The organism is Pseudoalteromonas phenolica (assembly GCF_001444405.1).
In the GTDB taxonomy this organism is placed as follows: Bacteria; Pseudomonadota; Gammaproteobacteria; order Enterobacterales; family Alteromonadaceae; genus Pseudoalteromonas; species Pseudoalteromonas phenolica.
The window spans coordinates 1,781,225-1,800,872 of record NZ_CP013187.1 but is presented as its reverse complement, the minus strand read 5'-3'; the positions used below and the strand labels follow the sequence as shown (position 1 = coordinate 1,800,872).

Annotated in this window: 19 protein-coding genes; 6 read left to right on the top strand and 13 right to left on the bottom strand. The window is 39.1% G+C overall.

The window, feature by feature from the left end; translation table 11 throughout:
* Positions 1–79 precede the first annotated feature (79 nt).
* Both PP2015_RS07935 and PP2015_RS07930 read left to right on the top strand, forming a co-directional pair.
* Positions 80–622 carry a heme NO-binding domain-containing protein gene (locus PP2015_RS07935; RefSeq protein WP_058029758.1) on the top strand — a complete coding sequence of 181 codons (543 nt, stop codon included), beginning with the start codon at positions 80–82 and terminating at the stop codon, positions 620–622.
* On the top strand, positions 619–2,121 hold the full coding sequence (locus tag PP2015_RS07930; protein ID WP_058029757.1) for a sensor histidine kinase: 1,503 nt from the start codon (positions 619–621) through the stop codon (positions 2,119–2,121). The genes PP2015_RS07935 and PP2015_RS07930 overlap by 4 nt, the downstream gene beginning before the upstream one ends.
* Positions 2,122–2,213: 92 nt before the next feature.
* Here PP2015_RS07930 and bioD read toward each other — a convergent pair whose 3' ends face one another.
* The 4 genes from bioD to bioB are packed head-to-tail and all read right to left on the bottom strand — an operon-like array spanning position 2,214 to position 5,841.
* Entirely contained in the window at positions 2,214–2,897 is a 684-nt protein-coding gene (gene bioD, locus PP2015_RS07925; protein ID WP_058029756.1) for a dethiobiotin synthase, read from the bottom strand.
* Complete coding sequence (locus PP2015_RS07920) at positions 2,897–3,658, bottom strand: methyltransferase domain-containing protein (RefSeq protein ID WP_058029755.1); 762 nt, start codon at positions 3,656–3,658, stop codon at positions 2,897–2,899. Before PP2015_RS07920 ends, bioD begins: the two co-directional genes overlap by 1 nt.
* The gene (locus PP2015_RS07915) at positions 3,655–4,803 is read right to left on the bottom strand and encodes an aminotransferase class I/II-fold pyridoxal phosphate-dependent enzyme (RefSeq protein WP_058029754.1); all 1,149 of its coding nucleotides are present in this window, start codon (positions 4,801–4,803) and stop codon (positions 3,655–3,657) included. Before PP2015_RS07915 ends, PP2015_RS07920 begins: the two co-directional genes overlap by 4 nt.
* A gap of 3 nt (positions 4,804–4,806) precedes the next feature.
* On the bottom strand, positions 4,807–5,841 hold the full coding sequence (bioB, locus tag PP2015_RS07910; protein ID WP_058029753.1) for a biotin synthase BioB: 1,035 nt from the start codon (positions 5,839–5,841) through the stop codon (positions 4,807–4,809).
* Between the two features lie 122 nt (positions 5,842–5,963).
* On the opposite strand from bioB, the gene bioA reads away from it, so the two are divergent.
* The 3 genes from bioA to PP2015_RS07895 all read left to right on the top strand — a co-directional run bounded on the left by bioA (position 5,964) and on the right by PP2015_RS07895 (position 9,682).
* Entirely contained in the window at positions 5,964–7,259 is a 1,296-nt protein-coding gene (bioA, locus tag PP2015_RS07905) for an adenosylmethionine--8-amino-7-oxononanoate transaminase (RefSeq protein ID WP_058029752.1), read from the top strand.
* Positions 7,260–7,379: 120 nt separating this feature from the next.
* The gene (locus PP2015_RS07900; protein ID WP_058029751.1) at positions 7,380–8,717 is read left to right on the top strand and encodes a KamA family radical SAM protein; all 1,338 of its coding nucleotides are present in this window, start codon (positions 7,380–7,382) and stop codon (positions 8,715–8,717) included.
* A 125-nt stretch (positions 8,718–8,842) separates the two neighbouring features.
* Positions 8,843–9,682, top strand: coding sequence for an HDOD domain-containing protein (locus PP2015_RS07895; protein ID WP_058029750.1), 840 nt, complete (start codon positions 8,843–8,845; stop codon positions 9,680–9,682).
* A 28-nt stretch (positions 9,683–9,710) separates the two neighbouring features.
* Here PP2015_RS07895 and PP2015_RS07890 read toward each other — a convergent pair whose 3' ends face one another.
* Genes PP2015_RS07890 through PP2015_RS07880 form a run of 3 tightly spaced genes read right to left on the bottom strand, consistent with a single transcriptional unit; the run spans position 9,711 to position 11,819 of the window.
* Positions 9,711–10,142 (bottom strand): acyl-CoA thioesterase, encoded by a 432-nt coding sequence (locus PP2015_RS07890; RefSeq protein ID WP_058029749.1) that lies wholly within the window; start codon positions 10,140–10,142, stop codon positions 9,711–9,713.
* A gap of 8 nt (positions 10,143–10,150) precedes the next feature.
* A complete protein-coding gene (locus PP2015_RS07885) occupies positions 10,151–10,969 on the bottom strand; it encodes a M23 family metallopeptidase (RefSeq protein WP_058029748.1) in 819 nt (272 codons plus the stop codon).
* Positions 10,962–11,819, bottom strand: a complete 858-nt coding sequence (locus tag PP2015_RS07880) for a 6-carboxytetrahydropterin synthase (protein ID WP_058029747.1) — start codon at positions 11,817–11,819, stop codon at positions 10,962–10,964. The genes PP2015_RS07885 and PP2015_RS07880 overlap by 8 nt, the downstream gene beginning before the upstream one ends.
* Before the next feature lie 200 nt (positions 11,820–12,019).
* On the opposite strand from PP2015_RS07880, the gene fabA reads away from it, so the two are divergent.
* On the top strand, positions 12,020–12,535 hold the full coding sequence (gene fabA, locus PP2015_RS07875; RefSeq protein WP_058029746.1) for a 3-hydroxyacyl-[acyl-carrier-protein] dehydratase FabA: 516 nt from the start codon (positions 12,020–12,022) through the stop codon (positions 12,533–12,535).
* Positions 12,536–12,609: 74 nt separating this feature from the next.
* Here fabA and rmf read toward each other — a convergent pair whose 3' ends face one another.
* From rmf to PP2015_RS07845, 6 genes are all read right to left on the bottom strand, one after another.
* Positions 12,610–12,780, bottom strand: coding sequence for a ribosome modulation factor (rmf, locus tag PP2015_RS07870; protein WP_058029745.1), 171 nt, complete (start codon positions 12,778–12,780; stop codon positions 12,610–12,612).
* A gap of 499 nt (positions 12,781–13,279) precedes the next feature.
* Positions 13,280–14,581 (bottom strand): serine--tRNA ligase, encoded by a 1,302-nt coding sequence (serS, locus tag PP2015_RS07865; protein WP_058029744.1) that lies wholly within the window; start codon positions 14,579–14,581, stop codon positions 13,280–13,282.
* Between the two features lie 7 nt (positions 14,582–14,588).
* The gene (crcB, locus tag PP2015_RS07860; protein ID WP_058029743.1) at positions 14,589–14,969 is read right to left on the bottom strand and encodes a fluoride efflux transporter CrcB; all 381 of its coding nucleotides are present in this window, start codon (positions 14,967–14,969) and stop codon (positions 14,589–14,591) included.
* Positions 14,962–16,299, bottom strand: coding sequence for a replication-associated recombination protein A (locus PP2015_RS07855; protein WP_058029742.1), 1,338 nt, complete (start codon positions 16,297–16,299; stop codon positions 14,962–14,964). The genes crcB and PP2015_RS07855 overlap by 8 nt, the downstream gene beginning before the upstream one ends.
* Positions 16,300–16,304: 5 nt before the next feature.
* Complete coding sequence (lolA, locus tag PP2015_RS07850; protein ID WP_058029741.1) at positions 16,305–16,937, bottom strand: outer membrane lipoprotein periplasmic chaperone LolA; 633 nt, start codon at positions 16,935–16,937, stop codon at positions 16,305–16,307.
* Positions 16,938–19,541, bottom strand: coding sequence for a DNA translocase FtsK (locus tag PP2015_RS07845; protein ID WP_058029740.1), 2,604 nt, complete (start codon positions 19,539–19,541; stop codon positions 16,938–16,940).
* Positions 19,542–19,648: the final 107 nt, after the last annotated feature.

Genomic DNA, 19,648 nt, shown 5'->3' with positions numbered 1-19,648 from the left:
TTTAAAACATTGCGTTAAGTAAAAAGTGACACTATTTTAAAAATATATCAACCTCATAACGCGAAATGCGGAGATTTAAATGAAAGGCAGTGTTTTCAACGCGCTACAAGAGTTTGTAGAAACCAATCATGGCTTAGAAGCATGGGACTCCATGTTAAACACACTCGACCTTCCCTCTCAAGGGATCTACACATCTTCAATTAAGTACGATGACAGCGAAATGTTCAGCATCGTGACTTACTACTGTGAAGCATTAAACGTACCAGCTTCGGATTTACTGCGAACATTTGGTGAATTTTTATTTGCCAAGCTTATGCCTATGGCACCCACTGAAGCAAAACAAGCACCATCACTTCATGCTTTTTTATATATGGTTGATAACTTGATCCATGTTGAAGTCAAAAAGCTCTATGCCGACTCAAACTTACCAGACTTTGATTACAAAGATCAGAATGACAAACATTTAACTATGATTTATCACTCTGAACGTAAACTGTGTCACCTATCTGAAGGTTTAATTCTAGGTGCAGCTAAACACTTTGGCGAAGAAGTTTCTATATCCCAATCACAATGTATGCATGAAGGTGATGAAGCTTGTCATATTGAAGTAAGGTTTCTATGAGTGAAGATGCACACAATAAAGTAGAAGTACTCGAGCGGGCATTAAAAAGAGAACGAGCGGCTAGAAAGCTCGCTGAAATGCAACTAGAAAACTATACTCGAGAGCTATTAGAACAAGAAGTTTTAAATGATGAAACGCGTATGGAAGTCGAGAACCAACAAACACAACTCTCTTTTTTAACCGGCCTTTTAGCCGAAACATGGAGTAAACCAACACTCAAAAAGATAGTTGAGAACTATCTTGAACGAACATGTGCTTTTTTGTCTAAACCAGACAACTTATTTATCGAACTAGATAGCCAATTTAATTTTGGTCAGTTTCAATATTATACTCAATCAAGTACAGAGACGGAGATTAATGAACATTTACAATTGTTAAAGTCTTTTTTGGCTCAACTAGATAGATCAAAGCTATTTGACTTGTTACTTCAAGAACAAGAAACACAATTAATTGATACCAATGAGATTAGTAACGAACCACAAAATTTTTATCAGTTTTGTGTCATGGTTCCTCTGTACACTCTTACACTTGAAGATAAAAAGACAGTCGGTGTAGCCGTCTTACTTTATGAAGATCAACAAGATATTAATATAACAAAGCTACAAACTCTTGAGTCATCTAGAAGTATGCTTTCTATTGCGATCGAAAGAAAAAGAGCTGAAGAAGAGCTGCAACAACAGCTTATAAACCTTGAAGAAACAAATAAAATCCTAGAACAGACACAATTACAGCTTGTTGGCCAAGAGAAACTGGCCTCGTTAGGATATTTGGCCGCAGGCGTAGCCCATGAAATCAATAACCCTGTGGGTTTTGTTTTAAGCAACCTAGATACTATGTCTGATTACATAAATGACATTAAATCTGCGGTACAACCACTTGCAGAAGCATCAAATGACGAATCATTAACTCAATTAAACAAAAACTATGAAGAATATGAGTTACCTTTTTTATTTGAAGACAGTGACGAAATATTGAAATCGTCCGTTGAAGGCCTTGAGAGAGTAAAAGCAATTGTCGCTGATCTAAGTACATTTTCACGTATGGATAACGACGAATTAGAACCGATTGATGTAACAAAAGTCATCAATAAGTCACTCAATATGGTAAGTAACGAATTTAAATATCAACACAAAATAGAAACTGATTTACTTGATACTGCAACCATTCTAGGTATAGAAAGTAAATTACAGCAAGTTTTTATTAACCTGTTTGTCAACGCAAAGCAAGCAATGGCAGAAGGTGGAACTTTGTTTATACGATGTTATAGAGAACGCACAAAAATAATGGTTCGCGTTAAAGACGAGGGTAAAGGCATACCTCAAGAAAACTTAAAGGAAATATTTACTCCCTTTTTTACAACTAAGGCACCAGGTGAAGGTACAGGCTTAGGTTTATCAATTTCTTACAGTATTTTACAGCAGCACAATGCGAAAGTTGAAGTGCTAAGCGAACCCAATAAAGGAACCGAATTTATAATTTCTTTCTTTGAGTTCTTTTGATCATAAAATTTGTCATCCAATAATAAGTGATACTCATTTAGGTATCACTTATATAAATTGAGTAGTTAAGAATATATTTAAAAATATTGCGCTTACAATTTAATTGTTAAAAGGTCTGTCAATGCCTTATAAATTTTCAATTTTGCTTTGCTTTTTGCAAAAGGCGCGACAGCCAGTAAAGGCGCATCAATTCGTTGTTTTAAGCTTTCTAAATTCGCCTCAAATTCGGACATGTTAGGATCAATCTCATTTGCGACCCACCCTACACACTTTACACCTTGGGTCTTCAGAGCTTGCATTGTTAGCAGTGTATGATTCAAACAGCCTAACTTCATACCGACGACCAAAATGACGGGAATTTCTCGGGCTTTTACCCAGTCTGATAAATACTCAGTATCATTAATTGGTAAAGACCAGCCACCGGCGCCTTCTACAAGAGTGAACTCTGCACCAACTGATAAAATCTCTTTATAATGATGGTTAAGTTCAATCTGACTTATTTCTTTGCCTGCTCTCTGTGCTGCAATATGGGGAGCGATAGGTGGCTCAAAACAAATGGGATTGATGATTTCATATTTAGCATGGACATTTGAAGATTCCATAATGTTCAAAGCATCTTCATTGACCAACTGGCCAAATGCCTCTTCTGCACCTGCAGCGATAGGTTTGAATCCAATTGCCGAACGTTTATGCTGAGTCAAAAACTTAAGTAATAAACAAGTAACATGGGTTTTACCGACTTCAGTATCGGTACCTGTAATAAAAAAAGAATTCATTATTTCGTTAACTCCAAAATACCGACTTGGTAGCTAATAATTGCTTTACCGTCTTGTAATGGAAAAGCGGACAATAGATTTTTATATGCTGTTTTTCCTAATAGCCCCCGCTCTTTTTGACACTCTGTTAGATGATTTGCGCCAATATTTTTCACCGACTTTAAGGCGTTTATTGGCTTATCATAATAATCTTGAAGACAGTGCTGATTAGAATAAACCACTTTGAACCCTTCGCTCTGAGCAATATTAATTAACTCGGTTAGGTTCAAAAAATCATTAATGTGTTGTTTATCATCGACTACTTTCCATGCCTGAGCTATTTCAGACAAAGAACCATCTAATACTGTCGATATTAAAACTTGAGAGCCTGGCTTACTCGCAGAATGAAGTGATTTAAATAAAGTTTTAGGGTCTGCACTCCACTGAATTGCAAAGTTTGAAAATATAGTATCAAGCACGTTGTCAGAAAAAGGCAGATTATCCATATCTGCACAAACACGACTCACGTTATTCTCCGGATGCGTTTCAGACAACATGCCTAAACTCAGATCCATCGCTACTAGACAATCACTGTGATGTTTTAGTTTATGCTGATGCAATAAAGGGCCTGCGCCAAGGTCAAGCATAACCTGACTGCGTTTATTTAATCTTGAGAATAACAATTCTGCAGCCAACTTTTGCACATACGCATGTTGCTTGTATTGCCCTGCAGCTTTTGAAAACTGCTTCGCCGTTGACAGTTTATCGGGTGTTGCAATCATGTAGACACCTTTAAGGCTGTTACTAGCTTTTCAATATCATCATGAGTATGTGCTGCGGTAATTGTGATCCTGAGTCTGGCCGTATTGTGCGGAACAGTAGGCGGGCGAATTGCTGTTAGCCAAATCCCCTGCTCTTTGAGCTTATCTTGCGCACTTAATGCATTTTCAGCGCTCCCTAACACAACCGGTTGTATAGCGGTCTCTGAAGGCATTACAGGAATATTTAGATCAGAACAAAGATGCTTAAATAAGGTAATATTGCTAAACAACTGCTTTCTCTGCTCACTCGCGTCAAGTACACGTAAAAACTGCTGCTCTGCAGCTTGCACCATGAGCGGTGACATAGACGTCGAATAAATATAATCACGATTAAACTGGAGTAAAAAGTCGATGACTGATTTACTTGCTAAAACAGCCGCGCCCTGACACGCCATTGCCTTACCAAATGTGACCACCAAAATTTCAGGCTTACAACCAAGACCAACACTTCCCAAGCCATTTTCGCCTAATATACCAAAGCTATGCGCATCATCTAACATGAGCCAACCATTATGTTGTTGCTTTAGTTCTTCAAGTTGCTGCAGTGGCGCACAGTCTCCATCCATTGAGAACACGCCTTCGCTAATAATTAACTTATTCGCAGCTTTACTTTTTTCTAAACGCTGTCGTAAATGCCCCATGTCATTATGGTTGAAACGGATATGCTTGGCATCAGATTGCAAAGCCCCATCTATTAAACTGGCATGGTTAAGTTTGTCTTGGAAAATGGCAGAATCTAACGCGGCTTTTGAGCCTGAACTTTGTGAAAAAAGTGACTTAATAACACTGCAGTTTGCACTAAAGCCTGTGCTAAATAGTAAAGCTGACTCGTAGCCAAAATGTTTACACAGTAAGGATTCAAAATCTTTATGGCACTGGTGATATCCTGTAACAAGTGCCGAAGAACGGCTGCCAGTCAGTGTACCTTGTAACTCTAAATTAGACCCTAAACCAAGATAATCATTACTGGCAAAGTTAAGATATTGCTTACCATTTTTGCTCGTTAAAAAGCGTGCGTCACTTGAATCGGCAATTACATTGCGAGCACGCAACAAAGACTCTACTCGTCTCTGTTGCAGCGCTTCTTGTATAAATTCAAAAGCCATTCACTATGCTTCGTAAAATAGCTCTGACGTTGCCTTATCAGCAATTTTTGAACTTAAAGACGCTTCGTACGCTTCATCAGAGTAGTCTTGACGTTTCTCTGGATTCATACCGAGCTTCTTAAGTAAGTTCATATCAGCATCGGCTTCTGGATTTTCCGTAGTAAGTAACTTGTCACCGTAGAAAATTGAGTTAGCGCCAGCGAAGAAACACATTGACTGCATTTGCTCATTCATTGCAGTTCGACCAGCTGACAGACGCACATAACTGTGCGGCATCATAATACGTGCAGTAGCAATAGTTCGAATAAATTCAAAATGGTCTAGATCTTCAACATCTTCAAGTGGTGTGCCTTTAACTTTTACAAGCATGTTAATCGGAACACTTTCAGGTTGTTTTGGTAAGTTTGCAAGTTGCATTAATAAACCATAACGGTCACCCGCTTGCTCACCCATACCAACAATACCACCTGAACATACTTTCATGCCCGCATCACGCACATTGTCTAATGTATCTAATCTGTCTTGATAAGTACGTGTTGTGATTATTTGCTGATAATATTCAGGCGAAGTATCAAGGTTATGATTATAGTAATCAAGACCTGCATCTCTAAGGGCGTGTGCTTTTTCATTATCAAGCATCCCCAGGGTCATACATGTCTCTAGCCCAAGCTCCTTTACTTCACGAACCATTTTAGAAATATAAGGCATATCTCTGTCTTTAGGGTCAGACCATGCAGCGCCCATACAGAAACGTGTTGCGCCTTTCGATCGGGCTAATCTCGCTTGCTCTACTACTTTTTCTACTTCCATTAGGCGTTCACGATCTAAGTCTGTTTTATAGTGCGCTGATTGTGGACAATATTTGCAGTCTTCAGGGCATGCACCCGTTTTAATTGAAAGTAATGTCGAGATTTGTACTTCGTTTGGGTTAAAGTTCTCACGGTGAATACTTGCCGCTTTAAATAGCAAGTCGTTAAACGGCATGTTAAATAGTGCTTTTACTTCTTCGTAAGTCCAATCGTGACGAACTGTAGCCATAATCTGATACTCTTTTTATTCTTAGCCTGTCTATAAATTAGGCGATTGATTTGACGGTGATTGGCTTAGTCTACTGAGTGGCGTAGTATTGTCAACGTCACAACAAAGCTAAAGGTTTACAAGTGAGCAAATTTAACCCTATAGATATCGAATTTGATAAGCAACACATTTGGCACCCCTATACATCTATAGGAGATCCGCTACAAGTATATGGTGTTACACATACAGATAAAAACAAACTTTACCTTGATGATGGCACTGAACTTATCGATGGTATGGCCTCTTGGTGGAGCGCCATTCATGGTTATAATCACCCCAAAATAGTCTCAGCAATACAAGAACAGGCTCAAACAATGTGCCATGTAATGTTCGGTGGTATAACACACGCTCCAGCTGTTGAGCTTTGTAAGAAGCTTGTTGAATTAAGCCCTGAGCCTTTACAAAAAGTGTTTTTAGCCGATAGCGGCTCTGTAAGCGTTGAAGTTGCAATAAAAATGGCACTGCAATACTGGCTAAGTAAAGGTGAAACGAATAAAACTAAACTCATGACCGCTAAAAAAGGCTACCACGGAGATACCTTTGCTGCGATGAGTGTCTGTGACCCAGTCAACTCAATGCACAGTATGTATCAGGGTTTCTTACCTGAACATATCTTTGTCGAAGCTCCAAAAGCTGGTTTCTACGATAACGAAAATGAAGCTGAACTAGCAGCGTTAGAACAGGCTTTTGAACAACATAGCAATGAAGTCGCCGCTTTTATCATAGAACCTATAGTACAAAACGCTGGTGGCATGAACTTTTATCATCCGTCTTATCTCAAAAAGCTCAGAACACTGTGTGATAAATATCATGTACTGCTCATTTTAGATGAAATTGCTACTGGCTTTGGCAGAACAGGTAAAATGTTTGCCTGTGAACACGCAAACATCAGCCCAGATATTATGTGTATTGGCAAAGCGTTAACTGGTGGGGCGATGACTTTATCTGCGACATTAGCAACTGAAGATGTTGCTGTTGGGATCAGTCAAGGTGAAGCTGGTGTTTTAATGCATGGGCCTACTTTTATGGGGAATCCTCTTGCCTGCTCTGCTGCCAATGCAAGCTTAGAACTGCTACAAGAAAACGATTGGCTATCTCAAATCAACCGTATCGAACAGACAATGAATACTCACCTATCTCAATGTTCAGAATTAGATGCGGTAGCAAATGTTAGAGTTTTAGGTGGTATTGGTGTTGTGCAAGTAAAACGAGCCGTTGATGTTGCTAAAATTCAAAAGTATTTTATTAGAGAACATAAGGTTTGGATCAGACCTTTCGGCAGGCTGATTTACATAATGCCACCTTATATCAGTACAAATGAAGACATAATGGCTCTATGCTCTGCAATTTATCAAGCTATCTCTACAGAAGAATATTAAAGTATATAATCAAATAAATTAGCGTTATTTGTTCGAGCTGATACAAATAACGCTGAAACATGGCTATTAATTTGTTAGACTACTGCGCTTTATCTAATTAGTAGTAGAGTAAACTAACATATGCAGCAAACCGTCCAATTGCAGCCAGCAGAAGCTTATGTACCACCTAAATTCAATGTTTATCAACATCGTCAGATAGATAAGATTGAACAGCTTCATCAACTTCCTGAGCATTTACGCTTTGAGATGCGCGTTGTCGCCAATGTTTTTCCTTTTCGAGTTAATAATTATGTCATCGAAGAGCTAATTGATTGGGATAAAGTACCAAATGATCCCGTATTCCAATTAACTTTCCCACAACGTGGCATGCTTGATGATGAGTCGTATGAGCAAATGGCAGCGTTATTAAAGCGCGAACATACTCCAGAAGAAGTTTTTGAATTAGCAACACAACTTCGTCAAAAATTGAACCCGCATCCTGCAGGGCAAATGGATAAAAATGTTCCAACCTTTGAAGGTGAGCAAGTTGAAGGTATCCAACACAAATATAAAGAAACAGTGCTGTTCTTCCCTGCTCAAGGTCAATATTGCCACTCTTACTGTACTTTCTGTTTCCGTTGGGCGCAATTCGTGGGCAAAGCAACGCGCTTTAACAATAACGATGAAGAATTGCTTCATAATTACCTTGCTGAACACAAAGAAGTCACAGATCTTTTAATGACTGGTGGCGATCCTATGGTAATGCGTACAGTTAAGTTACGTAAGTACCTAGAAGCACTAAAAGAACCACGTTTCGATCACATTAAGACCATTCGTATAGGTACTAAGTCTTTAACATTTTGGCCATTCCGTTATGTTACTGATCCTGATGCGCAAGACCTATTAGCGTTATTAAAAGAACTTGTAGATGCTGGCAAGCATGTTTCAATTATGGCGCACGTTAACCACAAACAAGAATTGCGTACAGATATTAGTCGAGAAGCAATCAAGCTTATTCGTAAAACTGGCGCGCAGATCCGTACACAGGCTCCATTATTGAATAACTTAAACGTTGATTCTGATATGTGGGCTGAGATGTGGAAAGAACAAACTCAAATGGGCATGATCCCTTACTATATGTTCATTGAGCGTGATACAGGTGCAAAACGCTACTTCGAATTACCACTTTACAAAACTTGGGAAATTTTCCGTGATGCTTACAAACAAGTTTCAGGTGTAAGTAGAACAGTACGAGGCCCTTCAATGAGTGCAGGTCCTGGTAAAGTTGAAGTATCGGGTGTGACTGAAATCGCCGGTGAAAAAGTATTTGTACTTCGCTTTATTCAAGCGCGTAACCCTGAGTGGGTTCAGCGCCCATTCTTTGCAAAATACGACGAAGAAGCAACTTGGCTTGATGGTCTAGTTCCTGCGTTCGGTGAAGAAAAGTTCTTCTGGCAAGAAGAATACGAAGCAATGTAAATAAGTTAAATATGAATTGCGTAGTTAACTGCGCAATTCATATTCCACTCCTCCCCGTCAATTCAATAACACTTTTCTAAACCATAAACTATGATTTAAATAGTTAATTAAATTGGAGTTATGGTATGCCAATATCATTAACCAATGAAGAAAAGGCCATTCTACGAAGCGTTTCAATTCCACCAAGGCCTGAAGCACTCATAAAGTTTTCTGAAGAAACGAAAAAGCCTGAGCCAAATATTTCTCGTGTATCTGAAATTCTACAAGATGATGTTGGGATCTGTGCTGCAATACTTCAAGTTGTTAATTCAAGTGCTTTTAGGCGTGCAAAAGAAATAGAGTCGATTGATCAAGCCATCATGATCTTAGGCTTAAAGCGGTTAATCCCCTTAGTTAAAGCCGTTGCAGTTAAAGCCGCCGTTGGCACAGATCAAACCATGGCTCAATTTTGGGATAAGCAAACTAACATAGCGCATATTGCAAGTATAGTTGCAATGAAACTCGACAAACCTGCACTGTCTAATCACGCTTATATGCTTGCGCTTTTTCACAGTGTAGGTGTGGCAATTCTGAATCAACATTTTGACGATTTTGTAGAAGTGATGTCTTATGCAGATGAAAACAATTGGGATGACGCAGCTAAATTGCAGTTTGATAAATACCAGACAAATCACGCGACCATAGGTGCCTTACTTGCGCAGCAATGGCGCTTACCAAAAGTCATGATTAACATTATTTACTACCAACATGACACTGATGGTTTATTCCAATCAGAAGAATTGGATAAAGTCGGTTTAGATTTACTGTGTATTCTAAAACTCTCAAGACACTGTGCTTTTTTAATAGACAAACCAAGCGAAGTAAATGGTGAATGGCAAAACATCATGGATGACGTGATAGATCATCTAGATATGGAAGAAGAACAGTTATTCAATATTATCGAAGAAATTACAGATGAGATATGAGGGCTACAAAGCCCTCATTGCATAAATGCTACTTAAAACCTTTAAGCATATTTTCACAAACAACAGGTGTTGGTCTGTGGTTATCATCAACAGCAACAAAGGTAAAACTACCTGAAATAGCTAAGTGTTTATCATCTTTGTGCATGCGTTCTAGGAAGATATTAACATCCACTTTTAAGCTCGTATTACCAACATGAGACACAGTTGCGACTAATTCAGCAAACGTCCCCGCTGGTATAGCTTCTTTGAAATCCACTCTGTCCGAAGAAATAGTAACCAAAGGCTTTCGGCAAAAACGTGTTGCTGCAATAAAAGCGACTTCATCCATCCAAGCCAGTGCATCACCACCAAATAAAGTATTATGGTGATTCGTGCGTCCAGGAAAAACAGTCTTAGTTACAGACGTAACAGACTCTTTAATACGTTGCTCAATCAAGGCTTGTTTTTCAATATCATTCATTTAAGTTACTACTTAGTATTTGCTAGTTTATCTGTCATTAATAAAGCGGGATCTAAACGTTCATTGAACCAATTGAAACGCCAGTCTAAATGAGGTCCAGTTACACGGCCTGTGGCACCAATATCAGCGAAATGATCACCGACTTTTACCTTATCGCCCACGTTTACGTGTATTTTATTAAGGTGGATATAGGTTGAAGTGATCCCATGACCATGGTCGATGATCACCGTTCCGCCACTATAATATAGTTCAGGATCTGCCATAACAACTTTACCCGCAAGTGGTGCCCAAACGGGCGTGCCCGTTTTATTGGCAATGTCTAAGCCAAAATGTGGATTTCTAGGTTTGCCATTAAAGAAGCGCTGACTGCCATACACACCCGAAATACGGCCTTTTGCAGGACGTAAAACGGTGTCTTTAAAATAAGTAAAATCAGATTCTCCTGCTCTTGCAGCTCGGACACGTTTTGCATCATCTTTAATACGAGCAAGCACTGAATCTGGTGGTGAGACGTATTTCTTTTCAACACCCGTGATGCGATCGATTTTATATTCACGTTTAGTGATCACAATGTCTTGGGTATGCTGCTTACCTGCTTGGTCAACCCAAGTTAGCGTGTGTTTTGTATCTGCATCTCGACCGAAGCCGAACACAAACTCTCCCTCTTTGGTTATTTTTAGTGCTTTGCCATTAAAATAAACCGAGTTAGGCTTGTCTAACTTACCAATGATCATACCGCCTTGCGTTAGACTGCCTTTAAGTTCCAGTGCCATTGCACTAACACTGGCAGTCAAACCAACTAAAGCGAACAATGCGGCTTTAAGCATATGCAATGGCTCCTTTGCCTACGCCCTCAAATGCTTTTACTTTTACGGCATTGTCAGGATGTGTTTTTTTAATTTCTGTTGCTAAGTAATCAGCAATACACTCTACTGTTGTATCACAAGGTAAAAGATCACAACGCGCTTTACTGATTGCTAATTCGAAATAGCCTTGCGTAGATGTGTATGAAAACGCGTAGTCAGAATCTAAAGCTTTAATATGTTTTAGCTCTGAGTTATTAATTAAGTCTTCTTCAGATCCAAGGTAAATATCTTCCCATTTACGTGACCATTCTTTTTGCAAACGAGGCATTACGATGTTGTCCAGACTAATACCAATCAACGAGCGGTGGCCGTGAACAATACGCTGGCAGTTACCATCATGCTTTTTCAAGCCATGGCTATAGTGGTAATAAAAACTAGACGTCTGCTCTGGGCGAAGTTCAATATCGATGTCTTTAACGTTTTCAGGCATCTTAGGCATGATTTGCTGCTTCAAGAACTCAATCACTGATTGTTCATTCACTGTTTCAGCGTCAATTAGGCAAACAGCTTGTTCGGGAGCATACATTGCAATGTGATGCTCCTCACCGAATTGTGCATCAATCTTCACTTGTTCGTTTTCAATACTACATGTGCCATTTAAACGCTTAGGTATTGCAAGCTTATGATCAATTGTGTCATCGATAATGCGTTTAATCTGTTTTTTTACCAATGCAAAATCTAAGACCATAGACTCATTGTTTAAGTCTCCATGAAGGGTCAAGTCAGCAATCCAACTTTCACCTACCGGCCCTCTTTTATTACAAAAGTAAGAAAAATCAATAACAGTTAAAGCGTCTACGAATAAAATCATGTCGATCCAAAATGAACTAAGTTAACAAGAATCATTATAAAGAAATGTATTCTAAAAATCGCCCAAGTTAATGCAAGTTGTCATATAAAAATGTTTAAATGTTCAAATTATTAACAATAATCAACTGTTCAGAGTTGTTTGGCGTACATCTGTAAGCTAAAGTAGCCTGAATTTTATTTTGAAGAAAAAGTATTATGACTATGGAACCAAAGAACAGCTACACAAAAGAAGAATTGATCCTATGTGGTCGTGGTGAGATGTTTGGTGAAGGCAACTGCCGTTTACCAAGTGACAACATGCTAATGATGGATCGCATCATTGAGATCAACGATAACGGTGGTGAATTTGGCAAAGGTCAAATTATTGCAGAATTAGACATTGACCCTAACCTTTGGTTCTTCGATTGTCACTTTAAAGGCGACCCTGTAATGCCAGGCTGTCTTGGTCTAGACGCAATGTGGCAAATCGTTGGCTTTTTCTTAGGTTGGTCTGGTGGCCCAGGTCTTGGTCGTGCATTAGGTGTGGGTGAAGTTAAATTCACAGGTCAAATCTTACCAACGGCTAAAAAAGTGACTTACCGCGTAGATATGAAGCGTGTAATTAAGCGTAAATTATTTATGGGTATGGCTGACGGTACAGTTGAAGTAGATGGTCGCGTTATCTACGAAGCAAAAGATCTTAAAGTAGGTCTTTTCCAAGATACAAGTGCTTTTTAATTAAAGTTATAAGTACTTTGCTCTAACAACAAAGCCCTCAATTGAGGGCTTTGTTGTATTAAATTCTCTATATATTAAGTTTTAAACATATTGCGGTCATCAATGGCTTCTCGCCATCCGCCTAACCATTCTGATCTAGATTCTAATTGTTGATATGGACAAAGTTCTTTTGAGCGTCCTGCTAAACCTGCTTTATATCCTTGGGAATGTGCTCTTTCTAATCGATCACGCTTTTGTCTCTTCATAGGTAAATCCTCACCTTTTGTTTATTAACACTGCAAAACATTGCAACATTTAATGAATAGTTAATAAAAACGTAAAATTCAAATGTTACTAGCCTTTACGCTCAAATTAAAATGATGCATGTTTTATAAAGTCTAATTTTGTAAATACGAGAACACGAAGACAGTTAAAGAAATGACTTTAACGCTTCATAAAAGCAGGATTGGCCAACCCTTGGAACCTAATAAAACATATTCTTCATATAGCTGCAATATAATTTACATAATTAAAATTAACCCAAGAAAAAAAAGAATAATTTAAATAAACAATGAATAATTTATGAAATTTAAATTTAATATATCGAAATATATGCATTGTGCATCTAAAATTAATTAAAATTCACATTGTCATTTCAGAGTCATTATTTGCTTAAATAAAGTGCCTATTTTTTAAGATCTTACAGGCACAAAAAAGGCCGCTATAAAGCGACCTTGATCGTATAAACAGTAATTGAAAGAAGTCTTAATTAATAACTTCTAAACCGCCCATGTATTGACGTAATACTTCTGGTACCACGATTGAACCATCTGCTTGTTGGTAGTTTTCTAAAATTGCTACTAAAGTACGACCAACAGCTAAACCAGAACCATTTAATGTATGAAGTAGTTCAGGCTTCTTCTCTCCTTGACGACGGAAACGTGCTTGCATACGTCGTGCTTGGAAATCCCACATATTTGAGCAAGATGAAATCTCACGGTACGTGTCTTGTGCAGGTAACCATACTTCTAGATCATATGTTTTTGTTGCACCAAAGCCCATATCACCAGTACATAACACGACTTTTCTGTACGGTAGCTCTAATGCTTGTAAAATATATTCAGCGTGGCCAGTAAGCTCTTCAAGCGCTGCCATTGAATCTTCTGGTTTTACAAGTTGAACAAGTTCTACTTTATCAAACTGATGTTGACGAATTAAACCACGTGTATCACGGCCGTAACTACCCGCTTCACTTCTGAAACAAGGCGTGTGCGCTGTCATTTTGATTGGTAGTTCTTTTTCATCAAAGATTTCATCACGTGCGCAGTTTGTAAGCGGTACTTCAGCCGTTGGAATTAAGCTGAAACCTTCTTGCTCTTCGCCATCGTCGTTGATTAAACCTTTAGTGTGGAATAAATCACCTGCGAACTTAGGTAACTGGCCTGTACCTAGTAAGCTGTCTTTGTTTACAAGGTAAGGCACGTACATTTCTGTGTAGCCATGCTTATCAGCGTGTGTATCAAGCATGAATTGAACTAGTGCACGGTGCATACGCGCAACACCACCACGCATTACAGTGAAGCGAGAACCAGTTAGTTTTACACCCGTTTCAAAGTCTAAACCTTTATCAAGCGCTTCGCCTAAATCTACGTGATCTTTAACTTCGAAATCGTATTGCTTAGGTTCACCCCATTTGATGATTTCAACATTTTCACTTTCATCACTGCCAGCAGGCACATCTTCTGCTGGTAAGTTAGGTAAAGTTAAAGCGATATTATTTAGCTTAGCCAAAATCTCATCTTGTTCGTTCTTAGCCGCTGTAAGTTGGTCGCCTAAGTTAGCAACAGCGTCTAGTAGAGGCTGAATATCTTCACCTTTTGCTTTTGCTTGACCAATTGCTTTGGAGCGGCTGTTTCTTTCGCTTTGTAATTCTTGTGTTTTTGTTTGAAGCGCTTTGCGTTGCTCTTCTAAAGCATTAATCGCGTCAACATCAAGCTCAAAGCCACGTTTAGCTAGTCGAGCTGCTGCTTCAGCAATATCCTGACGTAAATATTTTGAATCTAACATTTTGCTTTTAACCTTTTTGCATGACTAAGTTAAGACCTAACCAAGCCATAAAAATACATAACACCACATTTAAGGTGATATTGAGAATCATCTTCACAATTTGCCCTTGTTGAAGTAGCAACAAAGAGTCCATCGAGAATGTAGAGAAAGTTGTTAATGCACCTAAGAAACCAATCACAATAAGTGACTTATAAGGGCTTACCGCGAGTACTTGTTTTTCAAGTAAGCCAAATACAACTCCCAATAATAATGAACCGATTATATTAACGGTCAAAGTGCCAAATGGGAATCCCCTACCCAGCAGTTTGAGCATTGTATCACTAATAAAAAACCTTAAACACGCACCAAGTGCGCCACCAAGTGCGATTGAGAGGTACATTTTAATCATTTGAATATCTTTTGTTCATACTCATGTGATTTAATGACTTTAGATATTCAAGCTTATCTTTTATTTGCTTTTCTAAGCCACGTTCAGAGGGTACATAATATTGCCTGTCTTTGATTTCTTCAGGAAAGTAATTTTCACCTGCGGCAAATGCCCCTTCTTCATTATGGGCATAACGATATTCATCACCATAACCTAGCTCTTTCATGAGTTTCGTTGGTGCGTTACGTAAATGAAAAGGTACTTGATAATCTGGGTCGGTCGAAGCATCTTGCTTTGCTTGGTTAAACGCCATGTAAACAGCATTACTTTTTGCTGCACTTGCTAAATAGATAGTAGCCTGTGCAATGGCTCGCTCGCCTTCACTTGGCCCTACACGTTGGAAAATATCCCACGCATTTAATGCTACTTGCATTGCTCTTGGATCAGCATTCCCAATATCTTCGGTGGCGATGGCTAAAAGGCGTCTTGCAACATAGAGTGGGTCGCCACCACCGGCTAGAATTCTACAATACCAATAAAGCGCAGCATCGGGATCGCTCCCCCTAACTGATTTATGAAACGCTGAGATCAGGTCGTAGAATAAGTCTCCGCCTTTATCATATTTTGCAAAATGAGAAGGTAATAGCTGACTTAGTACATCAGATGTAATAACCACTTGGCCATGTTGATCAGATAGCTCAACAGCTTGCTCAAGTAAATTCAAGGCTTTTCTAGCATCACCACTACTTACCTGCGAGATTTGCATAAGTTGCGCATCAGACACCGTGATTTGAAGCTTTAAAAGTGTCTCATCTTTAGTAATAGCGCGTTTTAATACCTGAACAAGCTCTTCATCGGTTAAAGCCTTTAATGTATAAACACGTGCCCGCGATAAAATCGCGTTATTCAGAGCAAAACTTGGGTTTTCAGTGGTGGCACCAATGAAAATAAAAGTACCATCTTCAATGTGAGGTAAAAAAGCATCTTGCTGAGACTTATTAAATCTATGAACTTCGTCAACGAATAATAAAGTTCTTTGTCCCATACTGAGATTTTGTTTTGCTTCTAAAACCGCTTCGCGAATTTCTTTTACACCTGAAGTCACAGCAGATAAATGCTGAATGCGCGCATTTGCATGGTTAGCAATTATTTCAGCGATGGTGGTTTTGCCAACACCGGGCGGCCCCCAAACGATTAGGCTATGCGCTCTGCCAGACAGTATGGCTTTGTATAAGGGTTTATCAGCGGCTAATATGTGTGATTGGCCGATATAGTCTGCTAACTGTGTTGGCCGCATTCTAGCGGCCAACGGCTTTACATCATTGCCAAATTCAAATCCTAAATTACTCACAAAACCTATTCACTTTGTGTTTGGTCGTCAATAACAACATGTTCAGGAATGGTAAAATTAAACAGGTTACTGTCTAAAGAACCGTTCAATTTAATATCAGAAAATTTAAACTCAGTTAATTGACCTGATAAATCCACCACCAATATTTTTGAAAGTTGTTTATCAGTATTAAACTGTAATTCTAACGACTCTACTTGCGAGTCTGTTGTCGATTTAGGGATAATTTTGTAATTATCTTTAGTCTTAGAAACCTGATACTTTTCCCATTGTGTTTTTGCATTTGTAGTTAATAAAACAAAAGGCGTTGTTTCGATCAGATTAAGACTGGCCATAATGGTCACTTGCTCTGCAAATTCATCGTAATAATAAGCACGATGGCCATCAGAAACTAACATGGTTGAGTCAGGCTCTTGTTGTTGCCAATGAATTTTTAAAGGCTGTGCTAACGCTAAGTTACCCGAGCCAGTTTGTAATACTTCACCTTGCTCATCCGTTACTTTTTGAGTAAAACTTGCTTTAAACGTCGTCATTTCAGAGAGTTTAGCTTTAAGTTCAATTGCAGCATCTGCAAATACGGCTTGTGACAAAAACAGCGAAGACAAACCGATTAAACTTGAGAATAGTGTTTTTTTCATCATTTAATTTACTCCCCCTTTAGGGACTAATACTTCTCGAGCACCATTGTGCCCTGGTGAACTTACGACACCTGACGCTTCCATTTGTTCAACTAAACGAGCAGCTCGGTTATAACCGACACGAAGCTTACGTTGCACACTCGAAACAGACACCTTGCCAGATTCAATAACAAAGCTAACGGCTTCATCATAAAGTGGATCAGATTCGTCGTCGCCACCTTCAGGTGTTTCACCCGGTAATAAAATATCTTCAGTGGCATCACCACATAAGATTTCTTCAATGTAATTCGGCTTACCTCGTGCTTTCCAGTCATTCACAACAGCATGCACTTCGTGGTCATCAACAAAGGCGCCATGAACACGAACTGGTACACTGGTGCCCGGCGGTAAATACAGCATGTCACCCATGCCAAGTAAGTTTTCTGCACCTTGCTGATCTAAAATGGTACGAGAGTCGATTTTACTTGATACTTGGAAAGCCATGCGAGTTGGAATATTCGCTTTGATAAGACCTGTAATAACATCAACAGACGGTCTTTGTGTTGCAAGCACTAAGTGAATACCTGCAGCACGTGCTTTTTGTGCTATACGCGCAATCAACTCTTCAACTTTTTTACCCACAATCATCATCATGTCGGCAAACTCGTCAATGACAACGACGATACTTGGCAGTTTATCAAGCTCTTCAGGCTCATTTGCCATACCATCGGTATCTTTAAATAGAGGATCTAATATTGGTTGACCCGCTTCTTTGGCCGCAAGCACTTTTTGGTTGTAACCTTTTAAGTTACGGACACCAAGTGCTGACATGAGCTTGTAACGTCGTTCCATTTCGCCAACACACCAACGCAGTGCATTTGATGCTTCTTTCATGTCTGTGACAACCTCACATAGTAAGTGCGGAATACCTTCATAGACAGACAGTTCAAGCATTTTAGGGTCTATCATGATCATACGCACATCTTCTGGCGGCGACTTGTAAAGCAAGCTCAAAATCATGACATTTACGCCAACAGATTTACCTGAACCCGTTGTACCCGCAACTAATAAGTGCGGCATTTTGCCTAAATCTGCAACCACAGGTTGACCTGCGATGTCTTTACCTAAAACCATGGTCAATGGTGATGGATTTTGTTCAAATTTAGGCGCGTTAATCACCTCAGATAGGCGTACAATTTCTCTATGTTTATTTGGTAATTCAAGACCAACGTAGGTTTTACCTGGGATCACTTCTACAACACGAACACTGACAGCAGATAATGAACGCGCTAAATCTTTTGCTAGACCGGTGATTTTCGCAACTTTAATACCCGGTGCTAAATCGAGCTCAAATCGCGTGACAACGGGACCTGGGTACACCCCTACTACACTCGCTTGAATATTAAAATCCAGTAGCTTCACTTCTACAAGACGAGAAACGGCATCCAATTCTTCTTTTGATATAGGATTTTTCTGTTTATCAGGCCTATCTAATAAATCGAGTGAAGGAAGTGGATCTTTTGGTGGCTCAGCATTAAGTAACTCTTCAAACTTTTCTTTCGCTGTTGGCTCTGGCACAAAAACAGGTTTGTCTTGTTCAACTTTTGGTTTTAGTGGTCTTGCTGGAGACTGAACTCTCGTTTCTTGCGCTACTACAGGTGCATCGTCAAGCCCTTGTAAGGCGCTAGAGGCATCAAAGTCGTCATCGTCAATGGCTGAAAAGTTGATTTCTTGCTCTAGAATGTCATCTAATTCATCGAATACATCAACTCGAGTCTTATCCGGACTAAAACTCTCAATGCTAGGTTCACTTTTTATTGCTGTAGTTTGCGTGCCTTGATTTATTTCTGACTCAGTTTTCTTTGTAAATAGTCTGTCTTTTAATTTTGCAATTGGTTTTTGCTCTAGCGATTGTTGAGAATTAAGTTCAGTTTCAGCATGGATGACTTCGGTTTTATCTGACACATCTTCAAGAGTTGCCATTTCATCTGACTGAACTTCAGTTTCTTGTCTATCGACAGGCTGGACTTGCTTATTTGTTTGAAAGTCTTGGAACTTATTGAATAATAAACGACAAGCTTGAATGACCTTTTCACCGATATAGTCAACAAACTCAACCCACGAGACCCCAGTCATTAAGGTTAAACCAGCAAAAAAGAAGCATAGTAAAATAATTGAAGTGCCCGTAAATTTGAATGCAGGGATCATTGCATCACGAACAACATCACCAATAAAACCGCCTGATGATACATGAAAGATATCATCAAAATTTATACTACTTATGGCACTAGCTGAAGACACAAACAAAACTAACCCAATCAGCCTTAAAGCTAGAGTGACATAATCTAGATGGAAAAGCTTATGTGGTTTCTTGAATAGCAAATACCCAGCTAATTGAATGGCTGCAGGCACTAAAAACGCCATCCAACCAAAACTAACTAATAAAATATCCGCAACCCACGCTCCAGCAGTGCCTGTGATATTTTTAACTTCAAGATACTCACCTGTTTGAGACCATGCAGGATCTGATGGGTCAAAGCTTATCAAGGCACATAAAGTAAATAATGCCGTAAATGTGCTGACTATAAGGCCGGTTTCTAGTAGCCTTTGAATTCCATTGAGACGCATAAAGTGCGTTTACCCCTAGTTTGCCTTGGTTTAGATTTTTTATTGAGTGCTGTTGATGCTTTTTTGGTAAATCTAAACTTTTGGATATTAAAATCTTTTTTATCTGA